Source organism: Flavobacterium cerinum (assembly GCF_024496085.1).
Taxonomy (GTDB): domain Bacteria; phylum Bacteroidota; class Bacteroidia; order Flavobacteriales; family Flavobacteriaceae; genus Flavobacterium; species Flavobacterium cerinum_A.
The window spans coordinates 2,259,163-2,271,702 of the sequence record NZ_CP101751.1 but is presented as its reverse complement, the minus strand read 5'-3'; the positions used below and the strand labels follow the sequence as shown (position 1 = coordinate 2,271,702).

At 37.0% G+C, this 12,540-nt stretch carries 15 protein-coding genes; 6 read left to right on the top strand and 9 right to left on the bottom strand.

What is annotated here, in order from left to right; all coding sequences use genetic code 11:
- The first annotated feature begins 39 nt into the window (after positions 1 to 39).
- The 5 genes from NOX80_RS10210 to NOX80_RS10190 all read left to right on the top strand — a co-directional run bounded on the left by NOX80_RS10210 (position 40) and on the right by NOX80_RS10190 (position 5,422).
- Entirely contained in the window at positions 40 to 1,221 is a 1,182-nt protein-coding gene (locus NOX80_RS10210; RefSeq protein ID WP_256549673.1) for an acetyl-CoA C-acyltransferase, read from the top strand.
- 36 nt (positions 1,222 to 1,257) lie between these two features.
- Positions 1,258 to 1,614, top strand: a complete 357-nt coding sequence (locus tag NOX80_RS10205; RefSeq protein ID WP_256549672.1) for a four helix bundle protein — start codon at positions 1,258 to 1,260, stop codon at positions 1,612 to 1,614.
- A gap of 38 nt (positions 1,615 to 1,652) precedes the next feature.
- Positions 1,653 to 3,443 carry an acyl-CoA dehydrogenase family protein gene (locus tag NOX80_RS10200; RefSeq protein WP_256549671.1) on the top strand — a complete coding sequence of 597 codons (1,791 nt, stop codon included), beginning with the start codon at positions 1,653 to 1,655 and terminating at the stop codon, positions 3,441 to 3,443.
- A 132-nt stretch (positions 3,444 to 3,575) separates the two neighbouring features.
- Complete coding sequence (locus NOX80_RS10195) at positions 3,576 to 4,100, top strand: superoxide dismutase family protein (RefSeq protein WP_256549670.1); 525 nt, start codon at positions 3,576 to 3,578, stop codon at positions 4,098 to 4,100.
- Positions 4,101 to 4,222: 122 nt separating this feature from the next.
- Positions 4,223 to 5,422 (top strand): LETM1-related biofilm-associated protein, encoded by a 1,200-nt coding sequence (locus NOX80_RS10190; protein ID WP_256549669.1) that lies wholly within the window; start codon positions 4,223 to 4,225, stop codon positions 5,420 to 5,422.
- A gap of 77 nt (positions 5,423 to 5,499) precedes the next feature.
- Here the strand turns inward: NOX80_RS10190 and can are convergent, their stop codons facing one another.
- The 5 genes from can to NOX80_RS10165 form a co-directional block, all read right to left on the bottom strand.
- The gene (gene can / locus NOX80_RS10185) at positions 5,500 to 6,135 is read right to left on the bottom strand and encodes a carbonate dehydratase (protein WP_256549668.1); all 636 of its coding nucleotides are present in this window, start codon (positions 6,133 to 6,135) and stop codon (positions 5,500 to 5,502) included.
- A gap of 32 nt (positions 6,136 to 6,167) precedes the next feature.
- Positions 6,168 to 6,806: a carbonic anhydrase family protein gene (locus tag NOX80_RS10180; RefSeq protein WP_256549667.1), complete on the bottom strand. Its 639-nt coding sequence runs from the start codon at positions 6,804 to 6,806 to the stop codon at positions 6,168 to 6,170.
- Between the two features lie 134 nt (positions 6,807 to 6,940).
- Complete coding sequence (locus NOX80_RS10175) at positions 6,941 to 8,539, bottom strand: SulP family inorganic anion transporter (protein WP_256549666.1); 1,599 nt, start codon at positions 8,537 to 8,539, stop codon at positions 6,941 to 6,943.
- Between the two features lie 81 nt (positions 8,540 to 8,620).
- Positions 8,621 to 8,908, bottom strand: coding sequence for a hypothetical protein (locus NOX80_RS10170; RefSeq protein ID WP_256549665.1), 288 nt, complete (start codon positions 8,906 to 8,908; stop codon positions 8,621 to 8,623).
- Between the two features lie 109 nt (positions 8,909 to 9,017).
- Entirely contained in the window at positions 9,018 to 9,497 is a 480-nt protein-coding gene (locus NOX80_RS10165; protein ID WP_256549664.1) for a Dps family protein, read from the bottom strand.
- A gap of 107 nt (positions 9,498 to 9,604) precedes the next feature.
- On the opposite strand from NOX80_RS10165, the gene NOX80_RS10160 reads away from it, so the two are divergent.
- The gene (locus tag NOX80_RS10160; RefSeq protein WP_256549663.1) at positions 9,605 to 10,555 is read left to right on the top strand and encodes a LysR substrate-binding domain-containing protein; all 951 of its coding nucleotides are present in this window, start codon (positions 9,605 to 9,607) and stop codon (positions 10,553 to 10,555) included.
- A gap of 17 nt (positions 10,556 to 10,572) precedes the next feature.
- On the opposite strand, the gene NOX80_RS10155 is transcribed toward NOX80_RS10160, so the two are convergent.
- The 4 genes from NOX80_RS10155 to NOX80_RS10140 all read right to left on the bottom strand — a co-directional run bounded on the left by NOX80_RS10155 (position 10,573) and on the right by NOX80_RS10140 (position 12,505).
- Complete coding sequence (locus NOX80_RS10155; RefSeq protein WP_136401914.1) at positions 10,573 to 10,770, bottom strand: hypothetical protein; 198 nt, start codon at positions 10,768 to 10,770, stop codon at positions 10,573 to 10,575.
- A gap of 124 nt (positions 10,771 to 10,894) precedes the next feature.
- The gene (mnmD, locus tag NOX80_RS10150) at positions 10,895 to 11,557 is read right to left on the bottom strand and encodes a tRNA (5-methylaminomethyl-2-thiouridine)(34)-methyltransferase MnmD (protein WP_256549662.1); all 663 of its coding nucleotides are present in this window, start codon (positions 11,555 to 11,557) and stop codon (positions 10,895 to 10,897) included.
- A 1-nt stretch (position 11,558) separates the two neighbouring features.
- Positions 11,559 to 12,008, bottom strand: a complete 450-nt coding sequence (locus NOX80_RS10145) for a hypothetical protein (RefSeq protein WP_256549660.1) — start codon at positions 12,006 to 12,008, stop codon at positions 11,559 to 11,561.
- Positions 12,008 to 12,505: a DUF4920 domain-containing protein gene (locus NOX80_RS10140; protein ID WP_256549659.1), complete on the bottom strand. Its 498-nt coding sequence runs from the start codon at positions 12,503 to 12,505 to the stop codon at positions 12,008 to 12,010. The genes NOX80_RS10145 and NOX80_RS10140 overlap by 1 nt, the downstream gene beginning before the upstream one ends.
- Positions 12,506 to 12,540: the final 35 nt, after the last annotated feature.

Genomic DNA, 12,540 nt, shown 5'->3' with positions numbered 1-12,540 from the left:
TAAATCCGTATTTAATAATTCATCATTCAAAGTAAATTTATGAAAACAGCCTATATAGTAAAAGCATACCGAACAGCCGTTGGTAAAGCACCAAAAGGAGTGTTCCGTTTTAAAAGACCCGATGAACTGGCCGCCGAAACCATCGAATATATGATGAATGAGCTACCCAACTTCGACAAAACCCGTATCGACGACGTGATGGTAGGTAATGCCATGCCGGAAGCCGAACAGGGATTGAATGTCGGGCGACTAATCTCATTAATGGGATTAAAAATTGAAGATGTTCCCGGTGTAACTGTAAACCGTTACTGTGCTTCGGGTATCGAAACAATAGGAATGGCAACCGCTAAAATACAAGCCGGTATGGCCGACTGTATTATTGCCGGTGGTGCTGAAAGTATGAGTTATATTCCAATGGGAGGTTATAAACCAACTCCGGATTATAAAGCGGCAGCAGCCGGACACGAAGATTATTACTGGGGAATGGGATTAACTGCTGAAGCTGTTGCTAAACAATTCAACGTTTCCCGTGAAGATCAGGATGAATTCTCTTATCAATCTCATCAAAAAGCGTTAAAAGCGCAGGCAGAAGGGAAATTTGACAAACAGATTGTCCCGATTACCGTAGAGCAGGTTTATATCGATGAAAAAGGGAAAAAAGCCAATAAATCGTATATCGTAAATAAAGATGAAGGACCTAGAGCCGATACGTCTAAAGAAGCTTTAGCGAAATTAAAACCGGTTTTTGCTGCCGATGGAAGTGTTACAGCCGGTAATTCATCACAAATGAGTGACGGAGCTGCTTTTGTATTGGTGATGTCGGAAGAAATGGTAAAAGAGCTTAATCTGGAGCCAATTGCCCGACTGGTTAATTATGCAGCTGCCGGTGTAGAACCTAGAATTATGGGAATCGGACCGGTAAAAGCGATTCCAAAAGCATTAAAACAAGCCGGATTAAAACAATCGGATATTGAATTAATCGAGTTAAACGAAGCATTCGCAGCACAGAGTTTAGCTGTAATTCGCGAGTTGGATCTGAATCCGGACATTATCAACGTAAACGGAGGAGCCATCGCTTTAGGTCACCCGCTGGGTTGTACCGGAGCTAAATTATCCGTTCAGCTTTTTGACGAAATGAAACGCCGCGGTAATAAATACGGAATGGTCACAATGTGTGTCGGTACCGGACAAGGTGCTGCCGGGATATATGAGTTGTTGTAAAAAATTTTGAATGATGAATTTTAAATTTTAAATGCCGTGAAAACCGATAATCTGATTGCTAATAGAACTTTTGAATTTGCGATATCTATTATCAGTCTTTATAAAAATTTACAGCATGAAAAAGAATTTATCATTTCAAAACAATTAATGCGATGCGGAACAAGCATTGGTGCTAATGTTGAGGAAGCCATTGCAGCACAATCAAAAAAAGATTTTATTCATAAAATGTCGATCGCTTCCAAAGAAGCGCGTGAAACGAAATATTGGTTACGTCTATTAGACAAATCAAATATCACTAATATTCCCGTACACAGCTATCTGACAGCAATTGAACATTTAATTAATATTATCACCAAAATTGTAAAAACATCACAGGAAAACATTCCTAAATAATTTAAAACTTAAAATTCAACATTTAAAATAACCACACCATGAGCGATATAACCCGAGGAGGTCAATTCCTTGTAAAAGAAACAAAAAGTGAAGACATCTTCACACCTGAGGATTTCTCAGAAGAGCAGTTAATGATGCGTGACTCTGTAAAAGAGTTTGTAGATAAAGAATTATGGCCGAATAAAGACCGTTTTGAAAAGAAAGATTATGCTTTCACGGAAGAATGTATGCGTAAAGCAGGAGAATTAGGTCTTTTAGGAGTAGCTGTTCCGGAAGCTTACGGTGGCTTAGAGATGGGATTTGTATCGACTATGCTCGTGTGTGACTATATTTCAGGAGCAACCGGATCCTTCTCAACTGCATTCGGAGCCCATACCGGAATCGGAACTATGCCGATTACCTTATACGGAACAGAAGAACAAAAGAAAAAATACGTACCGAAATTAGCTACCGGTGAATGGTTCGGTGCCTACTGTTTGACAGAGCCCGGAGCCGGATCGGATGCCAATTCCGGTAAAACCAAAGCCGTTTTATCAGAAGACGGTAAATCCTATAAAATCACCGGACAGAAAATGTGGATTTCCAATGCCGGTTTCTGTAGCGTTTTTATTGTATTCGCCCGTATTGAAGACGATAAAAACATCACCGGATTTATTGTAGAAAACGTACCGAATAACGGTATTACTTTAGGCGAGGAAGAACACAAACTAGGTATTCGCTCCTCTTCTACCCGTCAGGTATTCTTTAATGATACTGTAGTACCGGTGGAAAACATGTTGGCAGGACGTGGCGAAGGATTTAAAATCGCTATGAATGCACTGAATGTTGGTCGTATTAAACTAGCTGCGGCGTGTTTAGATGCTCAGAGAAGAACGATCTCCGGCGCGGTAAAATATGCCAATGAAAGAGTCCAGTTTAACACTCCAATTGCAAATTTTGGCGCTATCCGTTCCAAATTAGCCGAAATGGCGGCATCTTGTTATGCCGGAGAAAGCGCATCTTATCGTGCTGCTAAAAGTATTGAGGATCGTATTAATGCCCGAATCGCTGATGGTGTTTCACATCAGGAAGCCGAATTAAAAGGGGTAGAAGAATTTGCAATCGAATGTTCAATCCTTAAAGTAGCCGTATCTGAAGACATGCAAAACTGTTCCGATGAAGGTATCCAAATCTTCGGAGGTATGGGATTCTCAGAAGATACACCAATGGAAAGTGCATGGCGTGATGCTCGTATTGCCCGTATTTATGAAGGGACAAACGAGATCAACCGTATGTTATCCGTAGGTATGTTAATCAAAAAAGCAATGAAAGGACACGTAGATCTGTTAGGCCCGGCTATGAAAGTAGCAGAAGAGCTAATGGGTATCCCTTCTTTCGATACGCCGGATTATTCCGAATTGTTTGCTGAAGAAAAAGAAATCATCGGAAAACTGAAAAAAGCATTCCTGATGGTAGCCGGAAGTGCCGTTCAAAAATACGGACCGGATCTTGATAAGCACCAACAGTTATTAATGGCTGCCGCTGATATGCTGATTGAAATCTATATGGCCGAAAGTGCTATTTTAAGAACAGAAAAATCAGCAAAAGCGAATGGTGCTGAAAATGTAAAAGAACAGATTGCTATGGCGCAATTGTATTTATATCATGCCGTTGACATTATCACCTTAAAAGGAAAAGAAGGTATTGCCTCTTTTGCTGAAGGTGACGAACAACGTATGATGCTAATGGGATTACGTCGCTTTACAAAATATACGAATGTGCCGAATGTAGTGACATTGCGAGAAGTTATTGCTGACAAATTAATAAAAGAGAATCACTACTGTTATTAATAGCAATAAATATTTTTGGTTTAGTTTGTTTAAAAAAGACCGCTTGGCAATTTTTGCTGGGCGGTTTTTTTATTTTACGATTTAACACCCTACCCGCTTAAAAATTTTCTAAATTTGATAAAAATAGCAATCATGAAAAAAATATTTCTAGTATCCATAGGGTTAAGCGCACTATTAATAGGATGCAAAACCAAAACAGAACCTAAAACAAACGAGCTGAAAATCGCTTTAGAACCCAAAAGCAATACGCAAACCAAAGGAAATGTAACCTTTTCAGAAAAAGACGGACAAGTAACGTTTACCGCAACAATTTCCGGACTTACTCCTGGTGTACACGCTATCCATATCCATGAAAAAGCAGATTGCTCTTCTGCTGATGCAACTTCAGCCGGCGGACATTGGAATCCGACTTTCAAAAAACACGGTAAATGGGGAGAAGGTGAATATCATAAAGGTGATATCGGTAATTTTACAGCCGATAAAAACGGAAACGGAAAAATTACATTAACTACAAACGAATGGTGTATCGGTTGTGGTGATGCCACTAAAGATGTACTGGGCAAAGCCATTATTGTACATCAGGGTGCTGATGATTTTGTAACTCAGCCAACCGGAAATGCCGGAGGAAGAGTTGCCTGTACTGCAATAATCCGCTAAAAAACAATCGGGAAGTCATTTCAATTTTAAAAAAGACTTCCCGATAATATTTTTTCAAAACTTATCGACATTCTTTTATCAGACAGATAAAAAAATTTAGCTTTGTGGAATAATTTTCGATAATGATTAACCCTTCAATTAACGGTTGGATAGATAAATTTTTTATTAAGCAAAGTCCTTTGCCGTTACCGGTTGTCGTATATCCGAAAGAATTTTATACTAACATCCGGAATACCGGATTTATTTACGGTCATGTTGTCGATTTTGTAACCGATAAACCCATTGAAACCAAAGGATGGACTTCGGAAGAACTTACAAAAGTAGCACTATTAAACAGTCTTTATGGCGTTTATGGTTTAATCACACATGATTCCGAACCCAAAAAATTTATCCTAAAAGCCATCTCATTTTACAATCAGATGAACCCGGAAGGTTTTAATCTGCTTAAAAAAATGCTACCGAGTTCTTCTCCGAGTAACGAACTGGAAAAAATGATCAGTGAACGGGTTCGAACCAATGATAATATCATCAGTAAAAACTTCTCTCATATATTGACCAATGCATTACTGTTTATGGATGTATTAGCATTTCGTCAATATTTATTACATGGAGAAATCCCCAATAATTACCTGAAAAAATTAGAAGAAACAATTGTAAGTCTGGTAGCATTAGCCTTAAATACAAAGACTAATAAATCGACTTATGATGATTTACTGATAAAACTTTTTGAGTCTTCCGTTCGGTTTACAAAATTTAATTCCATCAGTATTCAGGATATCCAAATGCTCGAATTCGATTATTTTAATTCGGATTTAGAAAAAAATTACCTGTTGGATATTACCGGAATGGCTTTATGGAGTGATAATTTGCTTGAAGAATCCGAAACGCAATTTATGTACAATCTTGCGGAACAATTGCAAATAGATAAAGAATATGCGTCAGAGAGCATTTGCGCTATCGATGAGTTTATCATGAAATACCAGAAAGAAATTCCGTATTTCCGTTATTCTAATCCCGTAAAGCATTTTTACGATCAGGCAACACAGAATGTAATCGTATTGATCACACGCAATAAAAACAGGCTTTTAAAAGAGATTAGCGAAAGCGGAGAATTGATGCTGCTACTCGCCAAGTCAACTCATAAAGATCTGGATCAGAAAGAAAAGAAAAAAGTCAAAAAACAATTATTGGATATTTGTAAAACGATACCGTCACTTACGATTTTCCTTTTACCGGGCGGAAGTTTACTCCTTCCGATTTTGATCAAATTTATTCCGAAGCTATTGCCTTCCGCTTTTAACGAAAATCTTGATATCGAATAAAAATATTAAAACCTGTCAGTGTCAATAGACCTGTCAGGTTAATAAAATAAAAAAGGCTGTCAAATGACAGCCTTTTTCTATAAATCTAATTGGTATATTTCATCTAAGTCCTTATTTGAACTTAAATTGACTTTTAAATCGGTTATATAACCGGATTTTAATCCGTAAACCCATCCATGCACATGCAATTCCTGGTCCTCTTTCCAGGCAGCTTGTACAATAGATGTTTTCGCCAGATCATAAACCTGTTCGGTTACATTAATTTCGACAAAACGGTTAAATCTGTCTGTTTCATCCTGTATCGCATCGAGTTCTGCCTTATGAAAGCGATACACATCTTTAATATGTCGGATCCAGTTATCGATAATCCCGATTGAACTGTTGGTCATCGCTGCTTTAATACCGCCGCAACCATAATGTCCGCATACAATAATGTGTTTGACTTTTAATGCATTCACCGCATAATCGAGTACGCTCAGCATGTTCATATCCGAATGCACGACCATATTGGCAATGTTTCGGTGTACAAATACTTCACCTGGTTGTGCTCCTATAATTTCATTAGCCGGAACCCGACTGTCGGAACAACCGATCCATAATAACGGTGGTTTCTGACTTTTAGATAACCGAATAAAATACTCAGGATCGTCACTTAGTTTCGATTCGACCCATTTCTCATTATTCTCGATTAATTTTCTATAAAACTCACTCATTACAATGGCTATTCCGGATGATGATTTATTTTTTAGTCGTGTAAAATTTCTTTCATGAATTGTACTTCTCCGGTTTCGATATCATAATATCCTCCGGCAATTCCAATTTGTCCAGACTCAAAAAGTTCACGAAGCACTTCACTTCTATCCAGGATTTCATCCATTGTATGAATCACATTGTGTTGTGCAACTGCGCTTACTAAAGCCGGATCGGTATTTTCAACACCCGGCATTTCAGCCTTAACTTCATCTACAGAAACCTTAACTTTACTTAATAAATTTGTCAGGTGTCCTAATTCAGCTCCTTGACAAGCCCCTTTAATGGCTCCACATTTACTGTGTCCTAAAACCACAATTAATTTTGTTCCGGCTAATTTACAGGCAAATTCCATACTTCCCAGGATATCATCATTTAAAATATTTCCTGCGATTCTGGCACTGAAAATATCACCCAATCCCTGATCAAAAATTAATTCGGCTGAAGTACGGCTATCGATACAACTTAAAACAATTGCAAAAGGAAACTGACCGTCTTTTGTGTCGTTTACCTGTTCCAATAGGTTTCGGTTCATTTTTAAGTTGTTTACAAATCGTGCATTACCTTCTTTTAAGAACTCAAGTGCTTTAGCCGGTGTTACTGTTGCTTGTGTTTCTGCTGTATGTGCTTTCATTTTTTATAATTTTTTGGAAGCTTTCATTAGGCCATACTAAAAAGTAAGCTTTGAAATTGGTTTAAAATTACTCATTAATCCAGAAATGACTCTAATTTTTAGCTTATTTATTACTAGTTTATTTTTTAATTTACTTATTTTGAATGTTCTACAAAAACATTTTTCTTTTCAGAAGCTGTATTTTCCAGTTCATATTCGTCTTTAAATCCGATTAAATGAACTTCAATATTATCTTCTACCGCTCGGATTGCTTTAAATTCTTTAATCAAATCCTGTACGTCATGTGCAATATAAACGGTATCGGAAGCATTAATGATCACTTTTGAATTCTCCGGAATCTCGTTCAGTGTATTTTTAATTGCCGCTTTATTCAGGAACGATACTTCCTGTGCCAGATCGATATGAATAATATCGCCATCGTGGTATTCCTCTTTACGGAAGTTATAGGCTCTTTTGTGATTTCCGCGTAATACAGCGAAAACACTGATGATAATTCCTAATAGTACTCCTTTTAAAAGATCGGTGAATACAACTCCTAATAATGTTGCGATAAACGGTACGAACTGGTATTTTCCTTTATGCCAGAAATGCATAATTACCGATGGTTTCGCTAATTTATATCCTACTAATAACAATACCGCTGCTAACGTAGCCAATGGGATTTTATTCAATAAGAAAGGAATACTAACCACACTGATCAATAACAACACTCCGTGGATAATAGCCGACATTTTTGATTGTGCTCCGGCATTGGCATTCGCAGACGAACGAACCACAACCGAAGTCATCGGAAGACCTCCTAATAAAGAACTTACCATATTACCGACACCTTGTGCCTTTAACTCAACATTCGTATTGGTAAATCTTTTATGAACGTCCATACGATCAGCTGCTTCAATACACAATAAGGTTTCAATAGAAGCTACAATTGCAATGGTAAAAGCGACCATCCACACTTTAGGATTTGTGATAGATGCAAAATCAGGTAAGACAATAATTGCCTTTACATCTTCAAAAGAAGTCATTACCGGTAAAGCTACCAAATGCTCTTTTGCTATTGCCAATGAACTTCCCGTCTGAATAAACAGTTCATTCAACACAATTCCGATGATCACCGCAACCAAAGCTCCCGGAATCAGTTTCATTCTTTTCAGAAAACCGATTTTATCCCAGGAAATCAAGATAGCCATTGAGATTAAAGTAATAATAACAGAACCTAAATTGATATAATCCAATGCGCCTAAAAGCGTTGATAACGTATTACCGCCTTCCGCCTGAATAAAAGCCTGATCGCCTTCAAAATCACGGTCGTAACCAATGGCATGCGGAATTTGTTTTAGAATAATGATCACACCAATACCCGCCAACATTCCTTCAATTACATTAGTCGGAAAATAGTTGGAGATACTACCGGCTCTGATAAAGCCCAGTGTGATTTGGATTAATCCGGCGATGAATACCGCCAATAAGAATACATCAAATGCATTCAGATCTGTAATGGCTGTTAATACAATTGCTGTTAATCCAGCAGCAGGACCTGAAACACTGATATGAGACTGGCTTAAATAGCCTACTATGATACCACCGACAACTCCGGCGATAATTCCTGAAAATAAAGGTGCTCCCGATGCCATGGCAATTCCAAGGCATAACGGCAAAGCAACCAAAAATACTACTAATCCTGAAGCAAAGTCAGCCTTCAGGTTAGCAAAAAGATTGATTTTTTTTGTCATAACCGATAAAGTATAATACAATTAGATTGTAAGCGTGTAGAATACGCTTAAATGGTGAACACAAGGGTTCCTGTAATTGAATTATACCAACTCGGGAGGTGGAGAGAAGATTTCTCTGAAACGATTGTCGTGTTTCAAAGTATTTTCGAAGGTAATAACAGTAGCGTTCCGTTTTGTAGTAAACAGAACCGGAACCTGAAGCTCAAATTTTAACTGGGCTTTGGTTTCCTTGATTTCTTTTACCGTTTCTTCTTCTGAAAGACTGTATACCATAGAAGTATCCGCATCACTCTTCAGGATACTCACAATCGTTGGAGTAGCCAGAAAAGTAATAAACAGAAATAAGACTATTTTTACCAATACTTTCATGCCGCGAACTTACAAAAAAAATGATGTAAAAAAAGTTAAGTGAAAAACAATTAATATTTCTTTAATACTTTTTCACTCAACTTTAGGTTTTTTAAGGTTTCCCCCTTTTTTAAATCTCTTCTTCCAACCACGCTTTCATCATCCACATGGTTTTTTCCTGTTCTTTAATAAAGTCACTCATCATTGAATTGGTTCCTTCATCATCGATTTCTCCTGATTGTCCCAAAATGACTCTTTCAATTTTTAGCAGGTCGGTTAAAGAAGCGATAATCAAATGAACTGCTTCTTCATCATTCGAAATATTTTTACCTACCGGAAGTTTATTGTTTTTAATGTAGTCATCAAATGAATGCAACGGAACACCGCCTAATGTAAGAACACGTTCTGCAATCAAATCCACTTTTAACTGAGCATCGTTGTATAATTCTTCAAACTTAACATGTAAATCAAAAAAGCGCTTTCCTCTGATGTTCCAATGTAAACCTCTCAGATTTTGATAATACACCTGAAAATTGGCTAATAAAATGTTTAATTCGGCTACTAAAACTTTCGTTTCTTTTACGGGTAATCCAAGGCTATTTGTTTTCATATTTATTCTACGTTTAAATATTATACTACAAATTTAACCAAAATTAACCCGGCAAACTATAATTATTATTGATACTTTTTATATTTTTATCAAAAATTTCTATAAAAATGACGATCACTCAATTATATTACGTATTAGCCGTAGCCGAACATAAAAACTTTACCCTCGCAGCTGAAAAATGCTTTGTAACCCAGCCTACGCTGAGTATGCAGATCCAAAAGCTGGAAGATGAGCTTGATATATTGATATTTGACCGAAGTAAAAAACCGATTCAATTAACCGAAATCGGGCAAAAAATCGTATCGCAAGCTAAGAATATTGTAAACGAATCCGACCGGATAAAAGACATAGTTGACCAACAAAAGGGATTTATTGGCGGTGAGTTTAAAGTAGGTATCATTCCGACTGTAATGCCGACATTATTACCTATGTTTCTGACGAATTTTGTAAATCGTTATCCGAAAGTCAATCTGATTATCGAAGAACACAATACGGAAGAAATCATCAAACGTTTAAAAAACGGACATCTCGATGTGGCCATTGCCGCAACACCGTTAGAAGAAGAGAATTTAAAAGAGATTGTTTTGTATTACGAACCGTTTGTCGCTTATATCCCGGAAAACAATAAAAATTTTGACAAAACCGAGATCGACATCAGCGATTTGGATATTGATACCATTTTACTGCTTCAGGATGGTCATTGTTTTCGCGACGGTATTCTAAACTTATGTAAAAACAAAGGTAATTTTTCAGAAAACAGGTTCCATATTGAAAGTGGCAGTTTTGAAACTCTGATAAAATTGGCCGATGAAGGATTAGGCACTACCCTGCTACCTTATTTGCATACATTAGATTTAAAAGAAAAAGACAAATTAAAATTGCGCCATTTTAAAGAACCGCGTCCGGCACGTGAAGTCAGTCTTATCTTCCCGAAAAGCGAATTAAAAAGCCATATTATAGAAGCACTCCGCAGTACTATTGCCGGTGTTATAAAAGGCGCTATTGCTTTTCATAACGTCGAAATTATAAGTCCGCTTAAAAACAAAAAAGGAGTCTGAAATCAGACTCCTTTTTTTCATTGATTAACGTATATAAGACATTGTTTTAACTCGGGCTTGCCTACGGTATAATGTAATAACCAATCTCTTAATTGGTCGACTTCATAAGGTAATAAGTTCTTTAAGGCTTTTTCTAATTCTTTACAAAATAACTTTGGGTCAAAGCTTACTCTTTCTAAAATAGATTTGGTGTAAGTAAACATAGCTCTTGGCATAATCTACGGGCATTAATGGTTAATTCAAGGGTAAGAACGTAACTACTTTCGTAAATCTACAAAACGAAAGCCATTTATTAGGCAAACGTAATAATTGTTATTTTAGTATAACAAATTTAAAAATTTAACATTTTGTAGCTCTCAACATCTCTCGTTTTCCCGGTGGACCTGGCAATTTTTCAGTCGTAAAACCTACTTCATGCAGCGCTTTGATTACAGAACTTCTACAGGCGTAGGTTACCAGAGTTCCTTTCTCCTGAAGCGCATCATACATAATTTGAAAAATCTCCGCAGTCCAGAGTTCCGGTTGTACGCGAAATCCGAATGCATCAAAGTAAATCAAATTAAATCGGTTTTTGTAATCTATTTCGTTAAAGTATTGTTGCTTTTTTGTTAAAGCGAAATACGGTGACAGTACTGTTTTTGCCTCCCAGGGACAATTATGCATCGTTTCGAAGGCATTTCGATGTATCTCCGCATTCAGTTCCGAAACATAATTCAGATGTGCTAATTCTTCTTTTGCCACCGGAAAAGCCTCAATACCAACATAATCGATTATTTGCTGTTTTTTTTCAGCTTCCAGAAAAGTAATAAAAGCGTTTAATCCGGTACCGAAACCGATTTCCAAAACAGCAAGAGACTGTTCCTCAAAAAGGGACAGTCCGTTACCTATAAATACATGCCGGGCTTCCTGAATCGCTCCGAATTTGGAGTGATAGGTTTCATCCCAATCCTCTATATAAATAGTGGTTGACCCATCTTCTGTTTGTATTATTTTTCGGTTCAAATTAATTGATATACAGTTTTTTTATTCTCGGAATAGGGCCGCCGCATTTTACCTCATGGCAACGTATACACGCATCTACTCCGTTATTAAAATGAGTTTTGGCATTTTTCGGATCTTCATAGATCAATTTTTGCGCCTCAATAAATTTTTGCGCCTGCTCTTTAAAAAAAGCATCATTTTCACTTTCATCGGTCATAACCGCCTTATGTATTTTAAGGAAATGATCCGGAAAATTCCCAACCACTTCCCCGTTTTTAATACGGTCCTTTAAACGTTGATTGTCCACATACATCTGCTCCATTAAAGCCGCCATTTCGGACATTTCATACATTTTGAAATCTTTTTTTTCCGTTTTTTCAGCGGGTTTTTTTTGCTCTTCCGTTTTTTTAGAATTACAGGAACCGAACAGTAAAACACCGGAAAGCGATGCCAAAAACACTATTTTTTTCATTATTTACTAATTAGAACGCCATCTGCCATAAATGCATACGTCACTTTCGGCTCTTTAATACTATCAATTTCTGCTTGTGATTTTCCACCGTCTTTTGCATAATGCTTTAATTGATCTACCGTTTCAATATTTACAAAAGCTTTTCCGTTCACAACCGCTTCCTGATTGCTTGCATTCATCGGAACAAAAAAGGCATAATCTTTAAATTTTACAAAAGCCTCTTTACCGTCAGCAAGGTCTAATGTCATCCAACATCCTTTTTTCTGACATACATCTTTAATATTTGATTTAAATTTCAGGTTTACGGTATCCCCTTGTTTTAAATCTTTAAATTTTGCCAACATTGCTTCTTTGGTTATCACACCGTCAGCATTGATACTATCACCAAAAACAGCATATTCCGTTTTATTTTCGGCCACTTTAGGTTCTTCTCCTTTTTTTTGATTACAACTCGCCAGAGCAATGATAACACCGGCTAAAAAAATACTTTTTTTCATATCTCGTTTGGATTGGTTATTTTGATTATCAATGT